Here is a 25912-nt window from a genome sequence, read left to right as displayed (position 1 = left end):
CACCGCCACCCGGCGGCGGGATCCAGGACCTTGGTCCGAGAGCCCGCGCGGGCACCGCGCAGGCGCACCAGCCGCGCCGCCTGTCCCGCTCCGGGAGCCGGGGACCGGGGATCGGTGTGGGGTGGGGCACCGGTGGCGGCCGGTGGGTGGTTCCCAACGGCCGCCGGTGCGCCGTCAGTTGTCCGCCGGCCAGTCGACCAGCGGCGAGTGGTAGAAGTCGATGCCGAGCGCCGTCATCCGGGGCCCCTGGGCGGCCAGGCGCACCTTGTAGGTGTTCCAGTCGTGCGTGGATTCGGGCGACCAACCGAGCTCCGCGATGCCTGGCAGCCGGGGGAACGCCATGGCCTCGATGTCGTCGTTCGTGACGATGGTCTCCGTCCACAGCGGCGCCTCGACGCCGAGCACCGCGCTCGACGGCACCCCCGCGTCGGCGAGGTACGTACCCGGGTCCCAGTCGTACGCGCGGTCCACCTCGACGGTGCCCGCCCAGTCCTGGCCGAGCTTCGTGTTCTCGTCGTACTTCATGTCCAGGTACGAGCGGTCGGAGGGCGCCAGCACGAGCCTGGTGCCGTTCTTCGCCGCCGCGGCGACCTGGGCGCGCTCCGCCGTGCCGGTGCCGTCGTTGCCCCAGTACTCGGCCACCGCGCCCTCGACCGGCGTCGCCGACGTGATCTGGTGCCAGCCCATCACGGTCTTGCCGTACTTCTGGACGACGGCCTGCGCGCGGTTCATGAACGACACGTAGTCCGCCTGGCTGGTGGAGTGCGCCTCGTCGCCCCCGATGTGGAGGTAGCGCCCCGGTGTGATCGCGGCCAGTTCACGGATCACGTCGTCGATGAAGGCGTACGTCACGTCCTTGGGCACGCACAGCGAGCTGAACCCGACCTCGGTCCCGGTGTACAGGGGCGGCGCGACACCGTCGCAGTTGAGTTCCGGGTACGAGGCGAGCGCCGCGTTGGTGTGGGACGGCATGTCGATCTCCGGCACGACCTCCAGATGGCGTGACGCGGCGTAGGCGACGATCTGCGCGTACTGCGCCTTGGTGTAGTAGCCGCCCGTGCCGCCGCCGACCTCGGTGGACCCGCCGTACGGGGCCAGCCGGGGCCACGACGCGATCGCGATGCGCCAGCCCTGGTCGTCGGAGAGATGCAGATGCAGCTCGTTGATCTTGTACAGCGCCAACTGGTCGATGTACTTCTCGACCTGGGGCACGGTGAAGAAGTGCCGTGACACGTCGAGCATCGCACCGCGGTAGGTGTAGCGCGGCACGTCCGTGATGGTGCCGCCCGCGACCTTCCACGGACCGCGCTGCCTGGTGTGTTCCTCGACCGACGCCGGCAGCAGCTGACGCAGCGTCTGGACGCCGTGGAAGAGACCCGCCGAGGTGCGGGCGGTGAGGGTGACGCCGTCCGGGCCGGAGTCGAGGCGGTAGCCCTCGGCGCCGAGGCCGTTGCTTCCAGGGGTGAGGGTGAGCCGGATGTCGTGCCCGCCCTTCGCACCGTGCCTGCCGTCCTCGACGACGGGCAGGGCGTAGCCGGTGGACGGACGCAGCAGCCCGGCCAGGTAGGAGCCGACCTGGCGGGCGTCGCGCGCGTGCCCCGCGACGCGGATGTGCGAGGAAGGCGTGAGCGTGTACGGTGCGCCCGCCGGGCGCACGTCGGCGGGTGCGGGCACGACCTGGCCGAGCGGCCGTACCGCCGTGGCGGGGGATCCCGACCGGGCCTGGGCGGAACCGGCGGCCCCGACGGTGGAGGCCGCGGCTGCGAGCACGAGCAGCAACGATCCGGCGAGTCGGGGAACCGTACGGGAGAGCGCACGGGAGTGGGGCGGGGGAGAGGTGCGCGGAGCGGTTCTGTGCAGTCTCACAAGTGTCCCTTCGACGAAGGAGATGGAACCTGTGGCACCGAGCAGCCGAACGCTGCTTCCCATGGGACGCGGACACCTCACGCGCGTCAAGGGCCCCGTGCGATCCCGCTCCGGCGCATCGGCGGTGAACCGCCCGCGGAACGTGCCCACGCGGGACACGGTGACCCGCTACCGCTGCCTCGACGGAGCGGCGACCGCGGCAGGCCACCCCTTCCGCCGCCCGCCGCTTCACGCGTCTTCCCCCGCCCGTCACCTGCTGATGGCCTTCTCCTCATCAAGGACATCCAAAGTTGGCTGTACAACTTTGCTCACCTGGATCGCAGAGGGAAACCCATGACGGCACAACCAGCGGCCGAAGCCGCCGCTCCCCACCTGTCCGCTCGGGTCGCGGCGCTGCCGCCGGACTGGCTGCGGGACAACTGCCCGTGTCCCGACTGCCGGGACCCGCACTCCGGCCAGAAGCTGTTCCAGATCACCGACCTGCCGCAAGGACTCGCGGTCGGCGAGGTCGTCGAGCCGAGCGCGGCCGGGGAACCCTCGGTGGAGGTCCGGTGGGTCCCGGACGGCCACCGCTCGCCCTTCACCGTCGCCTGGCTGGACGCCAACCAGCCGGCGGACTCCGCGCTCACCGGGGACCGGCGGACCGAGACGGGCAAGGAGTTGTGGGCCGCGGCGGACCTGGCGGGGCGGGTGCCGGAGGCGGGCTGGGTCGACTACCTGGCCGACGGCGTGCAGCGGGCCCGGGTGCTCGACGCGGTGCAGCGGCTGGGCTTCGCCCTGCTGCGCGGGGTGCCGCTGCAGGAGGGCCAGGTCCTGGCCGTCGCCGAGACCTTCGGCCACGTCCGGGAGACCAACTACGGCAGGCTCTTCGACGTCAGGGTCGAACCCGACCCCAACAACCTGGCCTTCACCTCGGCGCGGATCACCCCGCACACGGACAACCCGTACCGCGACCCGGTCCCCACCCTGCAGTTGCTGCACTGCCTGGTCAACTCCGCGACCGGCGGCGACTCCGGGCTCGTCGACGGCTTCGCCGCAGCGGCCGCGCTGCGGACCGAGGACCCGGAGTCCTTCGGGGTCCTGACCCGTACCCCCGTCCCCTTCGTCTTCCGCGACGACCGCACGGAACTGCGCGCGGACCGCCCGCTGATCGACGTGGACCCGCGCGGACGCATCCGCGAGGTCCGTTTCAACAACCGGTCGATCGGCACGCTGCGGCTCGCGCCGCCGGCGTTGGAGGCGTTCTACGCCGCCTACCGCAGCTTCGGCGAACTGCTGCTCCGGCCCGGCCTCCGGCTGGACCTCCGGCTCGCGCCCGGCGACTGCCTGATCTTCGACAACACCCGGCTGCTGCACGCCCGTACCGCCTTCGAGCAGGACGGTTTCCGGCACCTGCAGGGCGCGTACGCCGATCTGGACGGGCTGGGCAGCTCCCTCGCCGTCCTGCGCCGGGCGGACGCCCTGGACCCGCTGGCCGAGCTGCTCAACGGCCCCGGGGCGGCGGAGTACCTGGGCGAGGAGGTGACCATGACCGAGCACATGCTCCAGGCCGGCGCGCTGGCCGAGGCCGCGGGCGCGCCCGCGCACCTGGTGGCCGCCGCGCTGCTGCACGACGTGGGCCACTTCGCCGGAGCACCGGACGAGGGCGCGGGAGACACCGACCACCGGCACGGCCACACGGGAGCCGACCTGCTTTCCCGCTGGTTCGGTCCCGAGGTCACCGAACCGGTGCGCCTGCACGTCGCGGCGAAGCGCTACCTCTGCACGGCCGAGCCCGGCTACCGGGAGGGCCTGTCCGAGGCCTCCGAGTACACCCTGCGGTTGCAGGGAGGCCCGATGACCGAGGCGGAGGCCGCCGCCTTCGCCGCCCTGCCGCAGGCGGCCGACGCCGTGGCCGTCCGGCGCTGGGACGAGCAGGCGAAGGAACCCGGCGCGGTGACGCCGGAGTTCGGCCACTTCCTGCCGCTGCTCACCGGGCTGCTGCGCGGGTAGCGGGCAAGGGGGGCGCCGCTTCCGCGGGCTGCGTGTCGTCCCCCAGGCGAGTCGCGGCAGGTGTGTCACGGCAGGTGTGTCGTGGCATATCTGCGGTGGGGGAGCAGCCGTACCTCACGGCGGCGCCGTTCCCTCTCCCGCGGGGGCGCGCCGCGCCTCAGTGCGGTCGGCGGTGGCGGCGGGAGAGCGCCGAGGCGGCGATCGAGTTGTGCACCGTGAAGGCGACGGTGCCGGGCAGGTACCGGTCCTCCGACCATTCGACGGGTGCTCCCACCGGGTCGGTCGAGCGGCGGCGCTCGCGCAGCAGCGCCTCTCCCGCGCGGCAACCCAGCAGCCGGGCGTCGTCGGCGTCAGCCAGTACGAGGTCGATGGTGTGGTCGGCGTCGGCGAACACCACGCCCTGCTCCTGGAGCGGCTCGGTGTGCGAGACCGCGTCCGCGGGAATCCGCGCCACCAGCTCCCCGACCCACACGGGATAGACGCTGCGCTCCACCATCACCGGCCGGCCGGACAGCGTCCGAACCCGCAGCACGACGACGACCTCCGCGCCGGGCTCCAGACGCAGTTGCTCGCTCTCCCGGGCGTCGGCGGCACGCCGCTCCAGCTGCTCCACCCGACCACCCGGGTCCTCACCCACCGAGCGGGCCCAGGTGGTGAAGCTCACCAGTTCCGCGAAGCTCTGCACCCGCGTGGTGCCGAGCACCACGCGCCGGGTCCCGCGCCGGGAGGTGACCAGGCCGTCGGCGCGCAGGGCCGCGAGGGCCTGCCGGACGGTGCCGCGGGAGACGCCGTACCGCTCGGCCAGGGTGCTCTCGGCGGGCAGCCTGCCCCCCGAGCCGTAGTCGCCGGCGGTTATGGCCTCGCGGAGGTCGGCCGCGACGCTGCGATAGAGCGGGCCCCTCGCCCGCTCCCCGCTGTCGTCCCGCAATGTCCCTCCTCGATCTCCGCAGCACGGTTCATGCCGCTGCGCCCCGCTGGACCCTATCCGCTCTCCGGCACCAGGCGTCCCCCGTGGCGAACCGGGAGCCGCGAGCAGACTCCGACATTCCGCCGCCATCCCCCTGAAGTCGCCGGATTGTTCACCTCCCGGATACCCGCGCCAGGCGTACTGGCAAAAGTTGTACAGCCAACCTCGGCACTTCGTCGGCGGGTCGCCCGACCGTCCGCCGCTCGCACGTCGCTCCCCAGGAGAAACCCGTGATAGTCCCTCGCGTCCGCGTCGCCGCCATGGCTGCCGGGCTCACCGCCGCCGCGCTCGCCCTGACCGCCTGCGGCTCCGCCTCGTCCTCCGCCGGCTCGGCATCGGCCGGCGGCGGCAAGAACGCCGCAACGGCCGCCTCCGCGGCGGACTTCGGCGGCATGACCTCGCTGGTCGCCGCCGCCAAGAAGGAGGGAACGCTCAACGCCATCGCGCTTCCCCCGGACTGGGCCAACTACGGCGCCATCATCAGCGCCTTCGAGAAGAAGTACGGGATCAAGGTCGCCGACGAGAACCCGGACGGCGCCAGCCAGGACGAGATCACCGCGATCACGTCCCGCAAGGGCCAGACCCGCGCCCCCGACGTGGTCGACCTGGGCAACTCCTTCGCGCTGAAGGCCGCCGCGCAGGGCATCCTCGCCCCGTACAAGGTCGCCTCGTGGGACGACATCCCGGCCGCGCAGAAGGACGCGAACGGCCTGCGCTACGACGACTACGGCGGCTACGTCTCCATCGGCTGCGACGCCAAGGCCGTCAAGGTCTGCCCGACCACCTTCGCCGACCTGCTCAAGCCCCAGTACAAGGGCCAGGTCGCGATGAACGGCGACCCCACCAAATCGGGTTCCGCGTTCGGCGGCGTCTTCGCGGCCGCGCTGGCCAACGGCGGCTCGCTGGACAACATCCAGCCCGGCCTGGACTTCTTCCACAAGCTGAAGGCGAACGGCAACTTCAACCCGGTCGAGTCCACCCCGGCGACCGTCGAGAAGGGCGAGACGCCGATCAGCATCGACTGGGACTACCTCAACGCCGGGTACGCCAAGGAGTTCGCCGGCAAGGGCATCGAATGGAAGGTGACCGTGCCCTCCGACGGCCAGTACGCGCAGTACTACAGCCAGGCGATCAACAAGTACGCGCCGCACCCGGCCGCCGCCCGTCTGTGGGAGGAGTTCCTCTACAGCACCGAGGGCCAGAACCTGTGGCTCCAGGGCTTCTCCCGTCCCGCCGAGATGCCGGCCATGATCCAGAAGGGCACCGTGGACAAGGCGGCCGCGGCGAAGCTCCCCGCGGTCACCGGCAGCCCCACGTTCCCGACCACCGCCCAGGTCGACGCCGCCCAGCAGACCGTGCTGGCCGGCTGGGCCAAGGCCGTGAGCTGACCGCCGCGATGACCACGGCTCACGCCGCGGCGCCCTCGCCCGCCGCCGGCCCCTCCTCGCAGGGGGCCGGCGGCCGGCCGGCTGCCGCTCCCGCACCGCGCAGGGCCGGGTCCCTGCGCCGGCCCCGCGCCGCCGGATGGCTCGCCGTCCTGCCCCTGATCGTCTTCGTCCTCGTCGTCTTCGGGCTGCCCGCCTTCGCGATCCTCACCAACGCCTTCAAGACCTCGCCGGGCGCGCCCGGCGGCCGGCACTGGACCACGGCGAACCTGAGCCAGTCGGTGCACGGCGCCTACCTCACCGCACTGTGGGGCAGCGTCAAGCTGTCCGCGCTCACCGCGGCGATCGGTGTGCTGCTCGGACTGCCGCTCGCCCACGCCGTCGTGACCTCGCGCTTCCGCGCGCTGCGCGAGGGCGTGCTCGCCGCCTCCGGCGTGCTGGCCAACTTCGGCGGTGTGCCGCTGGCGTTCGCGTTCGTCGCCACCCTCGGCAACTCCGGCGAGCTGACCCGCGGCCTGGACCTCGGCAAGCACGGATGGAGCCTGTACTCCTTCACCGGTCTCGCCGTGGTCTACCTGTACTTCCTGGTGCCGCTGATGGTGCTCACCATCACCCCGGCACTGGACGGGCTGAGCAGCCAGTTGCGCGAGGCGGCGCAGAACAACGGTGCGACCACCCGCCAGTACTGGCTGCACGTCGCGCTGCCCATCCTCGCCCCCTCGCTGATGGGCGGGTTCGTCCTGCTCTTCGGCAGTGCCTTCGCCGCGTACGCCACCGCGGCCGCGATCGTCGGCAGCTCCGTACCGCTGATCACCCTCCAGATCGCCAACGCGCTGTCCGGCAACGTCCTGGCCGGCCAGGGCAACGTGGCCCTGGCGTTGAGTCTCGACATGATCGTGATCGCCGGTGTGGTGATGGCCCTGTACATCCCCCTCCAGCGCAGGAGCGCACGATGGCTGCACTGACCCCGCCCGCAGGCACCGCCGCGCAGCCGGCCCGGGAAGCCGCCGGGCGCCGGCACCGTCCGCGGCTGTGGCGCGGCGTCGTCGGGCTGATCGCCGCGCTGTACTTCCTCGGCCCGCTGCTGTCCTCGCTGCTCTTCACCGTCGATGTGCCCGGCCAGGGCTTCACCCTCGGCTCCTACAGCGGCATCCTCGGTGCCGCGGGATTCTGGAGCAGCCTGCGGCTGACCCTCGAACTCGCCGCCGCCACCATCGCGGTGACGATGCTGCTGCTCGTGCCCGCACTGATCGCCGTGCGGCTGACCGCTCCCCGGCTGCGGGTCCTGGTGGAGGTGCTCTGCTCGCTGCCGCTGGTGGTGCCCGCGGTGGCGCTGACCGCGGGCATCAGCTCGGTGCTGCAGTGGGGGCCCGACGACTTCGCCGACACCCCGCTCTTCCAGACCTTCAACACGGTCCAGAACCCCGGCTTCCCGGTGGTCCTGCTGCTCGCCTACGTGCTGATGGCCCTGCCGCTCGCGTACCGCACGCTGGACGCGGGGCTGCGCGCCCTCGACCTCACCACCCTGGTGGAGGCCGCCCGCAACTGCGGGGCGAGCTGGCCGCGGGCCGTCCTCCAGGTCGTGCTGCCCAACCTGCGCGGCGCCCTGCTGAACACCGGGTTCCTCACGCTGGCCCTGGTACTCGGCGAGTACACCGTCGCATCGATCCTCGGATACCAGCCGTTCGCGGTGTGGATCGTCTCCATCGGCGGCAGCAACGCGCAGATGTCGGTCTCGGTGTCGGTGCTCAGCCTGGTTCTCACCTGGGTCCTGCTGCTGTTGCTCGCCGCCGCCGGCCGCGGGCGCTCGGCCCGTCCCCCGCGCGGCACCCGCACGAGCCCCGCCGCCCCGGCGCCCACCCTCCAGGAGAAGTCATGACCGCAACCACCGCAGAAGCGTCCGCGTCCGCCCGCGGGGCAGGCGGCGCGACCGTGGAGTTCCACCGGCTGTACCGGAGGTTCGGCGCCACGGTCGCGCTGGACGGCCTGGACCTCACCGCCCGTCCGGGCGAACTGCTGGCACTGCTCGGCCCGTCCGGCTGCGGCAAGACCACCGCGCTGCGCATGCTGGCGGGCTTCGAGCACCAGGACGCGGGCGACGTGCTGGTCGACGGCGAGGACATCACCCGCGTGCCCGCCCACCGGCGCGGCGCGGGCATGGTGTTCCAGTCCTACAGCCTCTTCCCGCACCTGACCGCCGCGGGGAACGTCGCCTTCGGGATGCGCATGAGGGGCGCCGGCAAGTCCGAACGGCACCGCCGGGCCGGTGAGTTGCTGGATCTGGTGGGCCTGGCAGGACTCGCTGACCGGTACCCCCACCAGATGTCCGGCGGCCAGCAGCAGCGGGTCGCGCTGGCCCGCGCGCTGGCGCTCGAACCCCGCGTGCTGCTGCTGGACGAACCGCTGTCCGCACTCGACGCCAAGGTCCGGCTGACGCTGCGCGAGGAGATCCGGCGGCTCCAGCAGGAGTTGGGGATCACCACGCTGTTCGTGACGCACGACCAGGAGGAGGCGCTGTCGATGGCGGACCGGGTGGCCGTGCTGCGCGCCGGCCGGCTGGAACAGGTCGCGGCTCCCGCCGAGTTGTACGCCCGCCCGGCCACGTCGTTCGTCGCCGAGTTCGTGGGCACCATGAGCCGCATCCCGGCGGTCAGGACCGGGAACGGCGCGCAGGTCGAGGTGATGGGCGCCCGGCTCCCGGTGCAGGGCGAGCTGCCCTCGTACGGTGAGTTGGACGCCCTGGTCCGGCCCGAGGCCGTCCGGGTCGCCCTCGATCCGCGGGGCGGCGCCACCGTGGTGGCTGCCTCCTTCCTCGGCGCGATCACGCGGGTCACGGTGCGCCTGCCGGACGGCACGGAGGTCAAGGCCGATCTCCCGACCGAGACCGCCGCCGTCCTGCCACCCGGCTCCGCGGTCACGCTCACCCTGCCCGAACGCCCCGTTCTGGTGGACCACCGGGTCGTCTGACCAGCCGTCCCACCCAACCCCCCTGTCCAGGAAGGGCATTCGTGCACTCCCGTGTCACCCCGGTCCGTCCCGCCGCCGTCCTGTTCGACATGGACGGCACCCTCGTCGACACCGAGCATCTGTGGTGGCGGGCCGTCACCGAGATCGCGGACCGGCTCGGGTACGGGTTGACCGACGCCGACCTGCCGGACGTGCTCGGCCGTCCGGTCGCGCACACCGCCGGGTATCTGCACCGCACCGTCGGCCCCGCGGTGCCCGAGGCGGAGATCGCCCGTGAGCTCGACGCCGCCTTCACGTCAAGGGTGGCGGGCGAGGTGCGGCCGCGGCCGGGCGCCCTGCGGCTGCTGACCGAGCTCAGGGAGGCCGCGGTGCCCGCCGCCCTGGTCACGGCGTCACCGCGGCGGGTCGTGGACCTCGTGCTCCGGACGCTGGGGGCGCACTGGTTCGCGCTGACCGTGGCGGCCGAGGACACCGCCCGCACCAAGCCCGACCCGGCCCCGTACCTCGCCGCGGCGGCCCGCCTCGGGTCCGCGCCCGAGGACTGCGTCGCGGTGGAGGACAGCCCGCTCGGTCTGTCCTCCGCGCGGGCGGCCGGCTGCTCCGTGGTCGCGGTGCCGTCCACCGTGCCGATCGCCCCGGAGCCGGGGGTGCTGGTGGTCGGCAGCCTGGACGAGGTCGATCTGGCGCTGCTCACCACGCTCGCCGCCGGGGTCTGAGCCCGATCACCTTCTACGGAGTCACCGTGCCCTACGTGCTTCTCGGCTTCGCCATCGCCTCCGAGGTCTGCGCCACCAGCTGCCTCAAACTCACCGACGGGTACACGCGGCTGCTGCCCACCATCGCGGTGGTGATCGGGTACGTGGTCTCGTTCGTGCTGCTGGGCCGGGCGCTGACGCAGATCCCGGTGTCCGTGGCCTACGCCGTCTGGTCAGGAGTCGGTACCGCGGCCGTCGCCGGCATCGGGGCGGCGGCCTTCGGCGAGCCGCTGGGGTGGCTCCAGTGGACGGGCATCGCCTTGATCATCGTCGGCGTGGTGGCCCTGAACATCCACCGGGCCCACTGAGGCCCACCGCCGCTTCCTCGTGCATCCCGCTCTACGGGGTGTGGAGGACCCCGCGGGGCAGGTCGGGGAGGGACCATGAGGGGTCAGGAGACCATACGGGTCGCCGGCGGTCCGGACGGAAGGGGCCGTGGTAGCTGCGGATCATGCTCAGTGCCTGCTCCCGTGCATGCTCGACGCGGTGGTGGATGGCGTCGGTGACCACGCCAACGCGACGGGCCTGGGCGTACTCGTCCTCGTCCTTCCACTTCCACTGCGTGAGATCGGGTGTGACGACGAGGTCGAGGAACAGGTCGAAGGTGTCGAAGCCGAGTGCGGTACGGCGGTAGGGGAGTTGGAAGTTGACGTACCAGCACTGCTGCTGGCCGGTCCCGGCGTCGTAGAACGAGTTGATGCTGAACCACAGGTCCGATTGGTGCCACATCAGCAGCCCGGTCCGTTGCCACGTCCAGGTATCGAGTGTCCAGTTGCCGGCCGCAAGCGCCTCGACGCCCTGACCGCGCCATGCATTATTGCCGCTCACCATGGACTGCACCCACGACGTGGCTGCCAGTGACGGCGCTCCAGGCCAGCATGCGGTGACCAGGCCGTCCTGGTCATCCTGAAGGACGCGTAGTGCCTGCGCGCTCCAGACCTTGCCGCGGTGGACATCGCGACGAACCACACGTTGATCGACACCGAAACGGCTCATGACTTTCCCCACGTCTCAGGGGCTGCACGGGTTGCACCGAGATCTTCGACGAGTCCACCGAACTCCGGCTCGTTCCACGGGTAGTTCAAGCGGCTCGTCGGAACCACCGGTACCGGTGTGTCGTCTGGCACAGTGGCGATCATCCTCGCTCGCCACAGCCGACACGCCCGTACCGACCACACCAGCGGAGTCCCGTCGTGCCTTCTCGTTCCACCGGTGCCCAGCGCCGCTCGCTCGTCGTCGCTGCCGCCGCGGTGGCCCTCGCCTCGACCATGCTCGTGTCGGGTTCGGCGGGCGCCGCGCCGGCGGCCGCCCTGCCCGCGCCCGACTACCCGGGTCTGCAGGGGGCGCTGCAGAACGTCGTCACCGCCGGCGCGCCGGGCGCGTTCGCGCTCGTGAGCGACCGCGGCGGAGCCGGCGGCACGGCGAGTGCCGGGTCCGGCGACCTCACCGCCGGGACGCCGGTCGATCCGGCGGGGGAGTTCCGCATCGGCAGTATCACCAAGAACTTCGGCGCCGTGATCGCCCTGCAACTCGTCGCGGCGCACCGGGTCGACCTCGACGCGCCCGCCGCCGGGTACCTGCCCGGTGGGGTGCTGCCGGCCGACTCGCCGATCACCGTGCGTGAACTGCTCGACCACACCAGCGGGTTGTACGACTACACCAACGACCTGCCGGGCATCCTCGTGGGCGACACCGTCACCGGTTTCCAGCAGTTCCGCAACTCCACCTTCGACCCGGCCGACCAGGTCGCGGACGCGCTCAGCCACGGACCCCAGTTCACCCCGGGCACGCAGTACCAGTACTCCAACACGAACTTCGTGGTGCTCGGCCTGCTGATCGAACACGTCACCGGCACGTCCTTCGCCGAGAACCTCGACCAGCGGGTGCTGCGGCCGGCCGGTATGACCGACACGCGGTACGTCGTTCCCGCAACGGGCCTCGGCGGCCCGCACGCGATCGGCTACCTCACGCAGGACGACCGCTCCAAGCCGCTCTTCGACGCGACCGAGCAGACCGCGTCGTGGATCGGGACCGCCGGCGCCGCCATCTCCGACACCGCGGACCTCAACAGGTACTGGCGGGCACTGACCGGCGGGACGCTGCTGCCCGCGGCGCAGCTCGCGCAGATGGAGACGATGCATCCGGAGAACGCCGCCGGGACCTCGTCGTACGGCCTCGGGATGCGCGAGTACACCCTCTCCTGCGGCACCCAGGTGTACGGCCACGACGGCATCGTGCAGGGCTACCAGACCTACTCCTACACCACGGCCGACGGCTCGCGGCAGGTGACGATCTCGGCGAACGCATCCAACAACTCGTCGGTCTTCGCCGCCGAACGGGCCGCCTTGGACCCGGTGTTCTGCGGCAGCTCGGCGAGTGCCGCGGCGGCGGGGCAGGCCGCGTCGGACTCCGCGCACGTCGCTCAGGAGGAGACCACCGGACTCGCGCCGGAGGCGATCCGCCAGTAACGCACGCTCCGCACGTCGAGCCACGTGCTCCCGCAGGTGACGCAGCGGCGCCCGCGACACGTCACCGTCCGCCCCGCCGTCCGTTCGGCGGGGCGGTCCCGCGCCTCCGCGGGTCGACTCGGGGCGGCGGAGGACCCGGGCGTGGCAGGGGCGTGCCGGCTGCGACCCACATCCTTGCCTCCGGCGGGAGCGCGTTCACCGTCACCGGCGTGCGCTTCCCGACGCGTTCCGACGCCTTGCTTCACCCTTCTTCGGACGCACCGGCGCGGGCCACGAGGAGCGGCTGGAAGAAGCCCGTCTCCTGCGGCATCCGCCACACGAGGTCGTCGAACCCGGCCTCGCCCGCCAGGCCGGCCAGCCGTTCCCGGCCGAGTGCCCAGTAGGTGCACCGGCGGACCCGGACGCGCCAGTTTCCTCCCGCCGGGAGGAGTTGGAAGTGCTCCAGGTCGTAGTGCTCGCCGTCATCGTGCCAGTGCCAGAGTTGAAAGGTGACCGTACGTTCCCCGTCGTCGCCGTTGGCGGTCGGGTGGACCTGCGGAGGCGTCGAAGCAGGACGGTCGCGCAGCAATTCGTCGTAGGGACGTGTGCTGACCAGGAGCAGGCCGGCGGGACGCAGCATGCGGCGCATCTCGGCCAGGGCGGCGCGCACATCCTGCTCGGTCAGCAGGTGGGGCAGTGAGTTGTCGGCGCAGACCACCGTGTCGAACCGGCCGTCAGGAAACGGGAGGCGGCGCATGTCGGCGGCGGCCGTGCGCAGACTCAGGCCCCGGCGGGCGGCCTCACGGGCAGCGCGGGCAGTGGCGCGGAAGCTGAGGTCGGTCCCGGTGACGCGGTGCCCACGCAACGCCAGGCCGATGGCCTGCGTGCCGATGCCGCAGGAACAGTCGAGCACCGCCGCGCGATCCTGGCCGATCAGGGCGTGCAGGGCGGCTGCCTGCCGACGGATGCTCGCGTCCCAGTCCGCGTAGATCAGGTGGTAGTCCTCGGCCAGTTCGTCGTAGAAGTGCGCCACCGAGGTCTCGGGCATGGCCCGAGGCTACCGTGCCTGATTCCCATGAGGTGCTGGACGACGACGGCAACGGTGGGCCGCCCCCGTGGCAAGGGGCGGCCCACCGTCCTGTGCCGCGCGGGCGGGTCAGCCCTTTCTGAGGGTGACCGCAGCGGTCTCGGTGGCGGTCACGATCGCCCCGTACGTGGGGTCGGTGGCCGTGGCCGTGACGGTGACCTCCACGTCGCCGCGCTGGAACGGCGTCGTCCCGGTGGGGACCGCCGTCCCGGACCACAGCGCCGGCGCGTCGGGCGTGCAGTCGACCATGGTCGCCGGCACGGACCCGCGGATGATGGTGCGGTGGGCGACCTGGGTGACCGTGCCGGAGACGGACAGTCGGGCCGCGACGTTGCAGGTGAGCGTGGCCTGGACGGTGGAGTTGCCGTCCAGCTTGCTGAAGGTCCCCTTCGTGGCGATGGCCGCGTCCGCGGTGAGCGGGGCCGGGTTGGTGAGGTGGACCTCGCCGCGCGAGGCCGCCGTTGCGCCGTTGCAGTGCTGCTCGAACGTCGCGTCGAGCTGCTGCACGCCGTCGTTGGGTCCGAAGGCGATGTCGGAGATGGTGAACGAGCCCGCCACGCTGGTGCAGCTCTTGGTCGAGCTGCTGAGATAGAGGGCGGGCTGGCTCGGGGTGCTGCCCACCTGGTACTTCGTCGCGCCGTCGTACTCGCCCGGGGCCAGGGGCTGTCCGGACGGCGCCTGGAGGTACAGGACCCATTGCTCGCCGTTCGTGCCCTTGACCGCGACGTACAGGCTGTTGTCGCTGGCCGCGGTGGAGGTGACGCGCTCGGTGAAGGTCGCGCCCGTGCCGGCGTCGTAGGCATAGGAGTTGCCGCCGGTCAGTGTGTCGCCCGCGTCGCCGGCCACGGCGAAGGTCGCCGCCAGCGGCTCGGCCTGGGCGGCACCCGCACCGGCGATGCCGCCGGCCACGGACGCCGCGGCCGCGATGAGGACGACGCCCGTGCGGGCGGGAACGCGGAGATACGCGCGTAGAGACATGTGGAGCTACCCCCTCCAAAAAGACGGCATCCCCCGCGCGATCTCTGCCACGCGGAGGAATGCCGACATCGAATACGACCCCCGGCACCCGCAGACGCTGCGGATGTCCCCCCGGGGCCAAGCGACCGTACCTCACATCGCCCACCCATTTCACGCACAACACGCGCACACATCAAGGCAGTTGAGAGAACTCTGGTCGGCGTGGGCGGGGGCTGGTGCGAGTGTCGGTCCGCGGTCTGCTGCGCCCGTGGAGCGTTCTGCGATGCGTATGCACACCTATCACCCATTTGGGCTGATTGGCCGGGTGCGGGCAGGGTAGGGGACGGCCTGTCCCGTCCCGAGCGGCATCCTGGAGGCATCAGTGCCCGAAATGAACGGCCCCTACAAGCCCGGCACTCCGTGTTGGATCGACCTGATGGTCCCTGACCAGCAGGCGGCCATCGACTTCTACTGCGACCTGTTGGGCTGGCAGGGCGAGATCGGGCCCGCCGAACAGGGCGGGTACGCCGTCTGCACACTCAAGGGCAAGCCCGTTGCCGGGATCATGAAGGCGATGAACCCGGACGGGACGGTTCCCGACCCGCTGCCACCGACGGTGTGGACCACTTACCTGTCCACGGACACCATCGACAGCACCCTCAAGTCCGTCACCGAAGCCGGCGGCACGGTCTTGATGGGCCCGATGGACGTCATGGATCTCGGTCGCATGGCCGTGATCTCCGATCCGACAGGGGCTGCCGTCGGCCTCTGGCAGGCCGGTACCTTCGACGGCGCGGGCATCGTCAACGAACATGGTGCGCTCATCTGGAACGAGCTGGTCACCGCCGACCTCCAGGCAGCCCCTGCGTTCTACAGCTCCGTCCTGCCGGTCACCACGGCCCGCTCCGAGATGCCCGGCGCGGAGGAGTACATCGAATTCAAGGTCGACGGCCGCGCGGTCGGCGGGATCATGGACTTGTCCACCCTCCCGTCCGGCGTCCCCCCGCACTGGCAGCCGTACTTCAGCGCGGACAGCGTCGACGAGGTTCAGGCCGCGGCCGTCCGCGCCGGTGGCAGCGTCATCGCCCCCGCCTTCGATATGGCGGCGGGCCGGATGGCTGTCCTCGCAGACCCGCAGGGCGGAGCCTTCGCGGTGATCACCGCGAAGGCTCCGCAGTAGTCGGCCTGACGCCGTGGACGACCTTGCGCCGGGTCCCGTTCGGCGCAAGGTCGTTCCTGGTGCCGACGGCCGTGCGGACGGCCGTGCGGACGGCCGTGCGGGTGGCCTTCCACGTCAGCCGGCAGTGGCCTGGCCGTACGGGATCAGCTGGACCGGGCCGACCAGGCCGTAGGGCTGCGGGGTGAGCGGGCCGTAGACCGCGGGGTCGGACACCCGCAGGCGGTTGCCCAGCGTGGTGGCCACCTCCACCTCGATGGTGTTGGTGCCCCGCGTGAGGTGGGCCCCGAGGTCCACGACGCGGTTGATGTGGTCGACGGGCGGCAGGCGGTGGCCGTTGACCGTCACCCGGCAGGTGTCGTAGACGGTGCCGAGGTTCAGGTAGGCGCCGTAGCCGCCGCTCCAGGGAGCGTCGAGGTGGACGCTGGTGCGGTAGGTGCCGATGCCGGAGGCGTCCGCGATCCCCGGCAGGTTCGGCCACGTGGCGAGCGCTTCCAGGGTCAGGTGGTGGCCGACCACCGTGGTCGTGGTCGCGGTCGAGCCCGGCTGCCAGTCCTCGACGTCCAGTTCCCAGTCGGTCAGCGCCATGGGCTGCGGTATGCCGCTCAGCGTGGTGTGCGCGGTACCGCCCTTGGACAGCGTGGTGCTGTACCGGCCGTCGGCCGTGGCACGCACCACGAGACGCCCGTCGACGAACAGTGCCTCCTGCGCGTCCGTGTCCACCGCGTGGGCGCGGCCGCCGCTCCGGTCGCCGAACAGGCCGGGCGCCCCGACCGCCACGGCCATCGTCTCGCCCGGCTGGAGGGTCACCCGGAAGGTCACCGAGCCGTCCTCCTCCTCGGTGTACAGCCCGATCCGGGTGATCTCGCCGGTCCACAGGTCCAGCAGGTAGGGCAGGTCGGAAGCGTGCTGCCGTGGCACCGTCACCTCGTGGTCGATCGCCGCCACCGGGGGTTTGACCGTCTCGGCGTGCTTGCCGTTGCAGAAGTAGTAGTAGTCCACGCCGCCGGCGTGCCGGTGGGCATTGAGCAGGGTGGAGCCCGTCGCGTACGAGACGTAGGGCGTGATGCCCAACTCGGCGAGCGCTGCCGGGATCTGGGTCAGGTCACTGAGCACGCGCACGCGCGGCTGAGCGAGGAGCCCGCCCATGATCTCGGCCAACTCGGCGTTCTGCCCGCCGGGGTCGACGCCGGGAACGGTCGGGGCGGACCAGTCGCCCAGCAGGATGATCGGCAGACCGGCCTTGGTGAACTCCAGGAACTTCCTCGCGGTCGCCACGGACAGGGTGACGTCCATGCCGGAGAAGCGGTCGCCCTCCACGAAGATCAGCTGGTAACCCGCGTTGTTGGCCGCCAGCTTGCCGCCGGTCACCTTGGCCGAGGGGAGGTCGAGCAGCGGCTCGCTGATGAAGTTGTGGTTCCAGCCGAGCGTGATGCCCGTCGCGGTGAACCAGGACGTGCCGATGCCGGTGTCGGCATAGCCGGTCTGCCGGAAGACGGCGACGTCGATCCGGGGCCGGCCGGTCTGGAGCACCTGGTGGATGCGGGCCAAGTAGCCTGATATGTCGGTGATATGGCGCCAGGTCGGCTGCCGCGGTCCCCACGCCTCGGCGTAGCCCACCGCGCCCTTGTACGGCGTGAAGGCGGCGTAGCCGGGCCACTGGACGCCGGGCAGGTCCGCGTACGAAAAGCCGTGGATCACCGTCTGGTTGACGCCCGCCGCGTAGGCGCCGCCCATGGTGAGCAGGAACTTCGTCCACGTCGTCGTGTAGGCGCCGCCGGTGTACGCGCCGGACTCGCAGGACAGGATGGTGGTGCCGGCCATGTCCCGGCCGCCGGTCAGGCTGCGGTAGTCGTCGAGGTTGTGGAAGCCCAGCGACTCGCCCTCGGGGATGTCGAGGATCGACGAGGTGTAGGTCGCATCGGTCTGCAGGCCGTACGGCTGTGCGCGCAGCTTGAGGCCGAAGGAGTTGGCCCACTTCTTGACGGCCGTGGCGTGGTGCTCGTTGTAGAGGTCGGACAGTGTCCGCCAGTAGTCGTGCTGGACCGCGCGGGTGAGCCTCGGCTCGAAGGTGTACGCCTGGTTGCCGCCGGCGGTGAGGAGGGTCGGCAGGTAGGGCAGGAGCGCGTAGCCGCGGCGGCGGGCGAACTCCGACGGCGCCGCCGGTGTCCACAGCAGCGACTTGCTCTCCAACTCGATGGAGTCCTCGAACAGGGCCCCGCCGGCCCTGTCGATGAGCCGCCGTACCGGCTTGGTCAGCAGGTCCGACTCCCAGAAGTCGGTGATCGCGCGGGTGCCGACGGCGGAGAAGTGATCGACGACGTACGCGGCGGGTACGGTGTGCGGGCCTGCCTCCGGCGTCTGGCCGACCCCGCGCTGCCAGTACGCGAGCAGCAGCCAACTGCCTTCCGCGGGCGCGGTCCAGGTCAGATGTGCGTCGATGCCGGTGTCGGTGGACTCCCAGGTCCGCGACCCGGTGACCTGGCCGGTGAGGTCGGTCACCGAGTCGGCGTCCAGGCCCGTCAACTTGGTGGTGCTGTACGCCGTGTTCACGCGAACGGCCTGGACGGCGACGAGGGTCTGCCGGGTGACGGTGCCCGCGGCGGCAGCCAGCGGGGCGGGCACCGGCCCGTCGAACGCTGCTCCCGCGGCCACCGGCACGAATCCGTGGGCGAGTTCGTGGAGCGCGCCCTCGCTGTCGGGGGTGATGGTGGGGACGGCGGCCGGCCAGGCGGGGCCGATGGTGATGTCGACCGTCAGGCCGCGCCTGTCGGCCTGGTCGAGTGCGGCCTCCATCCCCGCGATCCACGAGGGGCTGCCCCAGCCGTGGTGGGCGGTGTCCAGGACGGAGGTGTCGTCGACGCTGTGGTGCACCGCGGAGATCTCGACACCGCCGAAGCCCGCGTCCGCGACCTGATCGATCTCCCGGCGCAACTCGGCGGTCTCCACCAGGCCGTCCGGCCACCACCATCGGAACTTCGGCTGGAGCGGGCGCCCCGGCGCGGACAGCCAGCCGGCCCCTCCACCGGCGCCGGCCGCCGGCTGCTTCGTGGCACCCGCGGTCTGCGGGGCGTCGGCCTGCGCCGGCGCCGTCGCCGCGCCCCACGACAGCGCGGCCAGTGCCCCGGTCGCCGCGCCGGCCTGGATCACTCTTCGCCGCGCGAGCCGGTCCGCGCCCGTCGGCTCCGCCCCCTGCGACTGCCCCGACTGTCCCTCAACACCCATGACGCACCTGCTCCTCTTGCGGCCCACCGAGAGTGAATCGATATAATTCCGCGAGCGACGCTATGGCGCACCGAGGGTGACGTCAAGGCTGTGAACAGCTATGACTTCCATGAGAGTTCTCTCTTCGCGGGGAAGAGCGGATAGAAACCATTCAATCTGGCTCGCCTTCTTCACGAGCGCCGACCGGCGCGCACCGGCGGATACGAGTGCGGGGCCGATGGGTTCGCGGGCGCCCGAAAGGTGCTGCTCGCCCCCGCGACCGCGCCCACGAGGTGCGGGTCAATGCGATCGTCGGGATGCAGACCGCTGAAGGTCCGCCTCCCACGCGTGAACGTGCTCGGGAACACTGGTCCCCGCCGTCGGCCCGCCGAGAGTCACGGCCCGCCCGGCCCTGCCGGGCCGGGGACCTTGCCGACGCGGCTTCAGCCGTACACGAGCAGGTGGTCACATGTGGTCGTGCCGTCGTGGAGCGAGTCGTCGCTGCTGAGGACGTAGAAGGTCCCGGCGAATCCGGCCGCCGTCATCTTCGGCACCTGGTACTGCGGCGCACCCCACTGTGCGGGTTGAGTGGCGATACGGCCCATCGTGGCATGTTGGCGAGCATCCAGGCCTGCGCGGGCAGCAGCTGTTCCCGGTCGGGCCGGTGCGCCGGGACTCACGCGCTCAAGCTCTCGCTCTGGATTGTGGTCTGCCCCGGGGCAGTGGGGAGCGGGGTGCCGGCCTCGATGTGGAGTGTCCTTCCGCCGGGGCGCTGTTGCGCGTCGCAAGACCACGGTGGCGTCGTAGGGCGAGGCTGCGCCGTTCGGCCGGGTCTTTCGGTGACGGGTGGGCTGGTGGGAGGCCCTGGGCCGTCGTCGGTAGACTGCCGGTTCATCTGCGGGCCGGGGGGCGGGTTTCAGGGTGGAACTTCGTGACATCGCGATCTTTTTGACGCTCGCTGAGGAGTTGCACTTCGGCCGGGCCGCCGATCGGTTGTTCGTTTCGCAGGCGCGGGTGAGTCAGTCGATCAAGGCCCAGGAGCGCCGGATCGGGGCCGTGCTTTTCGACCGCACGAGCCGTACGGTGCGGCTGACGCCGATCGGGATCGAGCTCCGCGACCGTCTGCGGCCGGCTTATCAGCAGATCACCGAGGGCATCGCGGCGGTGACAGCCAAGGCACAGGGCGGCCGGCGCGTGCTGACCGTGGGCACGATGGGGGCGATCGCGCAGACCCTCGGTGGCCCGACCGAGGTTTTCCGGGCCGGGAATCCTTGGGTGGACATGCAGTTCAAAGAGGTCCATCCGACGGACCCCTTCTCGGCCCTGCGCTCCGGTGACATCGACATCGCGGTGCTGTGGCTGCCGGTGCACGAGCCGGACCTCACCGTCGGTCCGGTCGTGCGCAGCTCGCCGGTCATGGCCATGATGGCCCGCACGCATCCCTTCGCCGGGCGGGCGTCGATCCTCCTGGAGGATCTCGGCGACTGTCACGTGGTCGGGCCGAACGGTCCGCTCCCGCGGTACATGGAGGACAGTCTCGTCCCGTACTTCACGCCCAGCGGCCGGCCCGTGCCCCGTGGTCCCCTGGTCAGGACCTTCCAGGAAGTGCTGACCGCGGTCTCCGGCGGTACGGCAGTGGCGCTGACCCAGGCGGAGGCCGCGGACTTCTTCCCATGGCCGCAACTGGTCTACGTGCCGATCACCGACGCCCCGTTGTCGCAGTGGGCGACGGTCTGGCGCACCGTCACGGAGACCGACCTGGTCCGCGACTTCGCGGCGGCCGTCGCCGATCACCATCACCGATAAGTCCCGGTTATCGATCCCCGCGGACATCGCTGTTGATCAGATCCTGGTCAGGGCCGAACCTCGGTGCATGTTCCTCGCGTACGTCATCGTCACCGCCTTCGCAGCGGTCTTCACCGCGGTCGCGTCGGCCACCTATCTGATCGGCCACGAATACCCGAAGGCCCAGCTGAGGATGAAGCGGCTCCCGCAGTCCTGGGGTCCGGTCCTGGGCGCTGTGCTCGCGGCGGGCTCGGCCGGGTTGCTGGCCGGTCTCGCCCGGCCGGTTGTCGGCATCCTCGCCGCCTGCGGCCTCGTCCTGTATTTCACCGGCGCCCTGCTCGCCCACCTGCGTGTGGGCTCCCGCGACCTCGTCGGCTGGGCGGTGTTCTTCTGTCTGGAGACCGCCTCGCTGGTCGTGGCCCTCGTCCACCATCTCGCCTGACCGACCGTCAATCCCTCTGCGGGGCCATCCGATGAGCCCCGCTCGCGCGCCGGCACTGTGGAGGACCCAGGTCCTGGTACCAGCCCGGGGCGGCGGCGCACCGGCCCGGGGAACCGGCCGCAGCGACCGCAAGGAGAACGTCATGAACCTGGCCCTGTGGGTCATCGCCGGCCTGCTCGCCGCCGTGTTCCTGGCCGGCGGCCTGATCAAGGCGACCCAGCCGCAGCGGAAACTGGCCGCCGCGCCCGGCGGCGGATGGGCCGGCGACGTAAGCGGCAGTACTGTCAAGGCCATCGGAGCCCTGGAAGTCCTGGGCGCCGCGGGGCTCGTACTGCCCGCCGTGACCGGCACCGCACCGATTCTCGTACCGCTGGCGGCCGCCTGCCTGGCGCTCATGATGGTGGCAGCGGCCGTCGTCCACCTGCGCCGTCACGAAGCGAGGGTGATAGCAGTGAACATCGTCTACTTCGCGCTGGCGGTTTTGGTGGCCTGGGGCCGCTTCGGTCCCTACGCCTTCGGTGGCTGACACCAGCCGCCTCCGACGCGGGTTGCGATCTCTCGTGTTTGTGGCCGTGGCTTCGATGAGGTTGCGGCACAGTTTGCAGGAGCGTTGCCAGGTGACGGGCCAGGTCGGGCGCCGGCTTGGGTCGATCGCCTCGAGCGTCCCTGCTGCGATGTGTCGGCTTTGTGTCAGTGGACGTATGGCAGTGACGGCTGATCAGGAGAACCTTGTTCTCGCAGGTCTTCGGCTTGCGGCGGTGGCTGGATGCTGACACGAGGTGGTGCTTTGCGCCTTGGCGGCTGTCATGGAGCGGTGCATCCGCAGTGGCGCGCTGTCACGAAGGCAGCACATCGCAGCTGTGGGCATGTCCAGATTGGTAAGTGTCACTTTTTGGGCATGCGCCGCACGCAAGGTGTGAACACGCAGCTGGCGATTGCTTTCAATGCTTTGCTTCGCCACGGACCCGGGGGTAACCAACTATGCATGTTGGGCCGACGTGGGATATGAATCGGCTGAGCGCCGTTAGCCCTGGCGCCGAGTTTCTGGTCTTCCCGGATCGCCTGGTCCGGGAATCTGGGAGGGGAAAGAACAATGGCAAGACATCTCAAGGGGAAGATCGCGTTGACCGCTGGTGCCGCCCTGCTGGGCGCACTGGCGCTTTCGGGACCGGCGCACGCCGCCGACCGCGTCTCCATCGTCACCGACAACGGTGACCTCGTGTCGCAGGCCCGGTCCTACGGCGCGAACGGCGCCGTCCAGATCTGTGACATGTACCCGGACGGCTATGCGGTCTCGGTGCACTATTACCGTAAGACGGGAAATCTTCAGACGCTGAAGAACTCCAAGGGCAGTCCCAACTGCATCGAGACCACCGATATCCAGAGCAATCCGATCACGCTGTTCAAGGCGTGCGTGGTCATCAATAGCGTCGACATCTGCAATCCCGCGTACGAGGACACCGGCCGGTAGCCCGCAGGTTCTGACGGAGCGCGGGCCCCGTACGGTGCCCGCCGCCATGGGGCGGGCGCCGTACGGTCGAACAGCGAGCAGGTCAGCAGGGAGCCGACGCGGACGTAGCCGGTTCCGTGTTTGGAGCCCGGGCCCTTCGCGGTGTGGCTTTACCAGTGCATCCCCAGCTCGGTCAGCTCTTGGCGCTGGGTGGGGATCGCTGTCGTGGTGGTGTTCTCTGATGGTGGGTGATGCTGTCTCAGGTTTGAGAGGTCTCAACCGAGCAGCGCACGACCACGCCGGGACTGCGGACTGTCCTTGACGATGAGGGCGCCGGCGGTTGGTTCGACCGTTCCTCCTCTTCCTTTCAAGACGAGCATGACACCCGGGCGCGCCGACCTACACGATCGGTCACCTTCCCGTGTCCGGGCCTCGTCCTCGTCCGAGGCCCGGGCGGCGAGATCGGCGACGGCAGTGGACGAGACCCCGGCGGCAGTCCATCAGCCTCCGGGGCCGACGGGACCTCTAGCAGTTCTGGATGTACCAGACGGGGGTCCAGTCCCCGTTCGTGTCGTGGCTGGGCGCCGGAGGGGTGACGAAGATGGTGACCCCGTACTTGTTGCCCATGAGCGCCTTGATGCCGTCGGACTGGTTGTTGTACCAGGAGCCCGCGCCGCTCCAACCGGTGCCTTCGAGTTCGTACACCCTGCAGGGGCCCATCTTCTGCTCCTTGCCGGTGTAGTTCACCCCCTGGTAGGCGCAGAAGTCCCCTTGCGGGCACGACGAGGGGGCGGCGTCGGGTGAGACCGTGCGGGATGCGGAGCGCGCCGCCGTGGTGGCGCCGGGGCCGGGCGCAGCGCCCGCGTCGGCGGTGCCCGCGGCGGTCGTGACCGCCGAGAGCAGGGCGACCGTCAGGAGCGCGCGCGCGAGCGGGGTGCGCAGAGGGGACGAGATCATGAAGCGGCCTGCCATTCTTGAGGGTTCGGAAGCTCTACCAGGTGGGGATTCAGTCCTCGCCGTGCGGGGTGATCGCGCCGCCCGGCGTGCACCACCGAGGGTGCCGGGGCACCGGTGGCAGTCGTAAGGGACGGCGCCGCATTGAGGGATGCGTGGGACGACCCACCCGATGACCTGCTGCGACAGTGCCGCGTTTGAGGCGCGGCTGGGACGCGCCCCTGACCGCGACCGCGATCGAGGGGACCGCGCTCCAGCCTCGCGTTCGCTCGGGGGAGGGCCTGGAGCGTGGCCAGGCTGTCGATGCCCGTCCAGGCCTGCGGCAGGTGTCCTGTATCGGTGACCCTGGCGCTTCCCGGCTTGACCTTGCTTCTGAGGCTGCGTGGTCCGGTTGGACCTTGCACTTGGCTGCTACCCGGGAGAAGAGGTGGCGGTGCCCGTGCGTCGGTGAGATGCCGCTCCTGTCTACTGTGGCCCCATGGTGCTGCGTGCTTTCCTTGATCGTGTCAATCGGCGGCATCCGTGGAGTCACAACGACCACTACGGCCCCTGGATTGCCAGACGGGTCGTCGGGATCGGAGCTCGCGACGTCCTCGATGTCGGGTGCGGTGCGGGGAACCTTGTTGCGCTTCTTCGCCGCCGGGCCGTCACCGTCACCGGCCTCGAACCCGACCGCGAGATGGCGCGTGCCGCGGCGGAGCGCTTCGCCGACGACCCTGCGGTCACCATCGTGGAAGCTGGCTTCGCCGGCCGCGACCTCGGGCGGAGGTTCGACGCGATCACCCTGGTCGCTGTCCTGCACCACCTGCCGCTGGTGCCCACGTTGCGCGAACTGCGCGGTTGCCTGGCTCCGGGCGGGCGCCTGGTGGTCGTGGGCTGCTTCCGGGAGACCGGGCGTGTCGATCTGCTGGTCTCCCTGCTGTCCGTGTTCTTGAATCCGGTCATGGGGCTGGTCAAGCATCCGGCCCGCGCTGCTGGGCTGCCCTTGCACATGACTGCGCCTACCGCCGATCCGACGGAGACCCTGGGCGATATCCGGGCTGCGGCTGCGCGAGAGTTGCCCGGCGCCCGGATCCGGCGTCGCCTGTTCTGGCGGTACAGCCTCGTCTACGACGCTCCCGCCGGAGACAGCCTGGCCGCACCCCCGCGAGCCACTTGAGGGGTCCCTACCCGCGGTACGCGGCACCCCCGACAATGCAAGGCCAAACTGACCACTACCGGCTCAACAGCCCAACAGGATTCCTGCATCGCCCAGTTCATGGCCCGGCCCCGGAGCACCTACAAACGTGACGGGACATGCGGCACGAGGGCGACCCGAATAACGGCCGGAACCGCCCGGCAGGGCCGCTGTTGGCCCGCGTGGCGGCTTGGTGGCAGCAGGCGGGCCCGGTTGCCGATCTCGCGTCAGCGAGGCAGATGCAGCGGCACACAGGGGCCGACCGGCCTCCGGTGGGGAGACCGGCATGTTTGCCTCGGCGGCCGTTCCTCCCGTGCCGTCCAGCTGCTCGAACGTTCCTGCATATGAGGAATGTTGAGTTCCTGGCACAGTCGCCGGTCTTGGGTGCGCCGGTCGGGGAAGGGCCCCACAATGCGTTTCAGGGGAGTGCTGATCACGGGGGGTTGAGTTTGATGGCGACTGGACGCGGCAGATGGTCCACTGTATGCGGCGTGCTGATCGCGGCTGGGGCCGTGGCGGGGTGTACCGGTGGGGACGGCGGCGCGGCGAGAGCGCACGGCCCTACGGTTTCCAGGTCTGCCTCCACCGCGGCCACCGTGGCGCCCGCCCTGGCCGCCGGGTCGGTACACCCCACAGGCGCTGCACGGTTGGGGCCGAAGGACGTCGCCCTGAAGAAGTGGATCACCACGACATCGCTCCCGAAGGGCTTCTCCACGCCGGACCTGGACACCGTGGTGGTCATCCACCGCGGGCGCGGGGGTACCGGTGAGGTGGGCTGGATCTCCGGTGACGGCTACTGCCTGGGCCACACCTTCGTCGGGGGCGGCGGGGGGACGCTGTGCGGCCCTTACAGCGTCGCCCAGGACCCTTCGGTGCCCAGCACCGGTCGAATGACCGGAGTCCTCGACCATGTGCCCGACCCTGACGAAGCCCCCCAGAACTACGGCACTCTCGCCGTTGTCGTCGACGACGCCGGTCCCTTCTACTTCACCGGGGACGAAGAGCGCGGCTTCCTCTACCAGGCGCAGGCCACCATGGAACCCGGCGGCACCGTCACGTTCCTCGAATGGGGCTACACCGGCGGTCCCAGCCTCCCGCTGCACCCCGCCCTGTGCAGCAGGACCACTCCCCGCTGCCTCCACGACGACTGAGCTACCAGCGCATCCCAAGCGAGTGGACCACCACCAGCGACAAACTGTGAGTGGGCGCCTTGGTGGCAGCGGTTGTACGTCAGCCGTGTTCGGCTGTCGGTTGCCTGGGCATGTGCTGTGGGCGCGGGTTGGTCTGCTGTCACGGGGTG

At 70.9% G+C, this 25912-nt stretch carries 23 protein-coding genes; 15 read left to right on the top strand and 8 right to left on the bottom strand.

Translation table 11 applies throughout. From position 1 onward, the window contains the following. Positions 1-174: 174 nt before the first annotated feature. Positions 175-1866, bottom strand: coding sequence for a beta-N-acetylhexosaminidase (locus C4U44_RS34705; RefSeq protein WP_407642933.1), 1692 nt, complete (start codon positions 1864-1866; stop codon positions 175-177). Positions 1867-2199: 333 nt separating this feature from the next. Here C4U44_RS34705 and tmpA point away from each other — a divergent pair, with 333 nt between their 5' ends. Then, complete coding sequence (gene tmpA / locus C4U44_RS34700; RefSeq protein WP_103890059.1) at positions 2200-3858, top strand: 2-trimethylaminoethylphosphonate dioxygenase; 1659 nt, start codon at positions 2200-2202, stop codon at positions 3856-3858. A 157-nt stretch (positions 3859-4015) separates the two neighbouring features. Here tmpA and C4U44_RS34695 read toward each other — a convergent pair whose 3' ends face one another. Further along, positions 4016-4786 carry a GntR family transcriptional regulator gene (locus C4U44_RS34695; protein WP_235032587.1) on the bottom strand — a complete coding sequence of 257 codons (771 nt, stop codon included), beginning with the start codon at positions 4784-4786 and terminating at the stop codon, positions 4016-4018. A 299-nt stretch (positions 4787-5085) separates the two neighbouring features. Here C4U44_RS34695 and C4U44_RS34690 point away from each other — a divergent pair, with 299 nt between their 5' ends. The 6 genes from C4U44_RS34690 to C4U44_RS34665 are packed head-to-tail and all read left to right on the top strand — an operon-like array spanning position 5086 to position 10240. Then, positions 5086-6213, top strand: coding sequence for an ABC transporter substrate-binding protein (locus C4U44_RS34690; RefSeq protein WP_103890057.1), 1128 nt, complete (start codon positions 5086-5088; stop codon positions 6211-6213). Between the two features lie 8 nt (positions 6214-6221). Next, positions 6222-7175, top strand: a complete 954-nt coding sequence (locus tag C4U44_RS34685; protein WP_103890056.1) for an ABC transporter permease — start codon at positions 6222-6224, stop codon at positions 7173-7175. Then, positions 7163-8089 (top strand): ABC transporter permease, encoded by a 927-nt coding sequence (locus C4U44_RS34680; RefSeq protein WP_103890055.1) that lies wholly within the window; start codon positions 7163-7165, stop codon positions 8087-8089. Before C4U44_RS34685 ends, C4U44_RS34680 begins: the two co-directional genes overlap by 13 nt. Next, positions 8086-9177, top strand: coding sequence for an ABC transporter ATP-binding protein (locus C4U44_RS34675; protein ID WP_103890054.1), 1092 nt, complete (start codon positions 8086-8088; stop codon positions 9175-9177). The genes C4U44_RS34680 and C4U44_RS34675 overlap by 4 nt, the downstream gene beginning before the upstream one ends. A gap of 41 nt (positions 9178-9218) precedes the next feature. Further along, positions 9219-9893, top strand: coding sequence for an HAD family hydrolase (locus C4U44_RS34670; protein WP_235032586.1), 675 nt, complete (start codon positions 9219-9221; stop codon positions 9891-9893). Positions 9894-9919: 26 nt separating this feature from the next. Then, complete coding sequence (locus C4U44_RS34665) at positions 9920-10240, top strand: DMT family transporter (RefSeq protein ID WP_103890053.1); 321 nt, start codon at positions 9920-9922, stop codon at positions 10238-10240. Between the two features lie 31 nt (positions 10241-10271). On the opposite strand, the gene C4U44_RS34660 is transcribed toward C4U44_RS34665, so the two are convergent. Beyond that, positions 10272-10901 carry a DUF402 domain-containing protein gene (locus C4U44_RS34660; protein WP_235032585.1) on the bottom strand — a complete coding sequence of 210 codons (630 nt, stop codon included), beginning with the start codon at positions 10899-10901 and terminating at the stop codon, positions 10272-10274. Between the two features lie 224 nt (positions 10902-11125). Between C4U44_RS34660 and C4U44_RS34655 the strand changes: the two genes are divergently transcribed. Beyond that, positions 11126-12400, top strand: a complete 1275-nt coding sequence (locus C4U44_RS34655; RefSeq protein WP_103890051.1) for a serine hydrolase domain-containing protein — start codon at positions 11126-11128, stop codon at positions 12398-12400. Between the two features lie 241 nt (positions 12401-12641). Here C4U44_RS34655 and C4U44_RS34650 read toward each other — a convergent pair whose 3' ends face one another. Together C4U44_RS34650 and C4U44_RS34645 are read right to left on the bottom strand one after the other, a co-directional pair. Further along, entirely contained in the window at positions 12642-13427 is a 786-nt protein-coding gene (locus C4U44_RS34650) for a class I SAM-dependent methyltransferase (RefSeq protein WP_103890050.1), read from the bottom strand. A gap of 108 nt (positions 13428-13535) precedes the next feature. Next, entirely contained in the window at positions 13536-14444 is a 909-nt protein-coding gene (locus C4U44_RS34645) for a hypothetical protein (protein ID WP_103890049.1), read from the bottom strand. Positions 14445-14814: 370 nt separating this feature from the next. Between C4U44_RS34645 and C4U44_RS34640 the strand changes: the two genes are divergently transcribed. Then, positions 14815-15603, top strand: a complete 789-nt coding sequence (locus C4U44_RS34640; RefSeq protein ID WP_103890048.1) for a VOC family protein — start codon at positions 14815-14817, stop codon at positions 15601-15603. 114 nt (positions 15604-15717) lie between these two features. Here C4U44_RS34640 and C4U44_RS34635 read toward each other — a convergent pair whose 3' ends face one another. After that, positions 15718-18825 (bottom strand): glycosyl hydrolase, encoded by a 3108-nt coding sequence (locus C4U44_RS34635; protein WP_103890047.1) that lies wholly within the window; start codon positions 18823-18825, stop codon positions 15718-15720. Positions 18826-19247: 422 nt separating this feature from the next. Then, positions 19248-19409 (bottom strand): hypothetical protein, encoded by a 162-nt coding sequence (locus C4U44_RS34630; protein WP_200823510.1) that lies wholly within the window; start codon positions 19407-19409, stop codon positions 19248-19250. A gap of 316 nt (positions 19410-19725) precedes the next feature. Here C4U44_RS34630 and C4U44_RS34625 point away from each other — a divergent pair, with 316 nt between their 5' ends. From C4U44_RS34625 to C4U44_RS34610, 4 genes are all read left to right on the top strand, one after another. Continuing rightward, on the top strand, positions 19726-20610 hold the full coding sequence (locus C4U44_RS34625; protein WP_103890046.1) for a LysR family transcriptional regulator: 885 nt from the start codon (positions 19726-19728) through the stop codon (positions 20608-20610). A 67-nt stretch (positions 20611-20677) separates the two neighbouring features. After that, on the top strand, positions 20678-21031 hold the full coding sequence (locus C4U44_RS34620) for a DoxX family protein (protein WP_103890045.1): 354 nt from the start codon (positions 20678-20680) through the stop codon (positions 21029-21031). Between the two features lie 142 nt (positions 21032-21173). Further along, on the top strand, positions 21174-21557 hold the full coding sequence (locus C4U44_RS34615; protein WP_103890044.1) for a DoxX family protein: 384 nt from the start codon (positions 21174-21176) through the stop codon (positions 21555-21557). A gap of 567 nt (positions 21558-22124) precedes the next feature. Then, entirely contained in the window at positions 22125-22502 is a 378-nt protein-coding gene (locus C4U44_RS34610) for a hypothetical protein (protein WP_146088414.1), read from the top strand. Positions 22503-23006: 504 nt separating this feature from the next. Here C4U44_RS34610 and C4U44_RS34605 read toward each other — a convergent pair. Further along, a complete protein-coding gene (locus tag C4U44_RS34605; RefSeq protein ID WP_146088413.1) occupies positions 23007-23438 on the bottom strand; it encodes a peptidase inhibitor family I36 protein in 432 nt (143 codons plus the stop codon). Positions 23439-23913: 475 nt separating this feature from the next. Between C4U44_RS34605 and C4U44_RS34600 the strand changes: the two genes are divergently transcribed. After that, positions 23914-24594: a class I SAM-dependent methyltransferase gene (locus C4U44_RS34600; RefSeq protein WP_103890041.1), complete on the top strand. Its 681-nt coding sequence runs from the start codon at positions 23914-23916 to the stop codon at positions 24592-24594. A 665-nt stretch (positions 24595-25259) separates the two neighbouring features. After that, on the top strand, positions 25260-25763 hold the full coding sequence (locus C4U44_RS34595; RefSeq protein ID WP_103890040.1) for a hypothetical protein: 504 nt from the start codon (positions 25260-25262) through the stop codon (positions 25761-25763). Positions 25764-25912 lie beyond the last annotated feature (149 nt).

It is taken from the genome of Actinacidiphila yanglinensis (assembly GCF_900107965.1).
In the GTDB taxonomy this organism is placed as follows: domain Bacteria; phylum Actinomycetota; class Actinomycetes; order Streptomycetales; family Streptomycetaceae; genus Actinacidiphila; species Actinacidiphila yanglinensis.
Note: the sequence above shows the minus strand (reverse complement) of the source record. Positions and strands in the feature narration are given on the sequence as shown.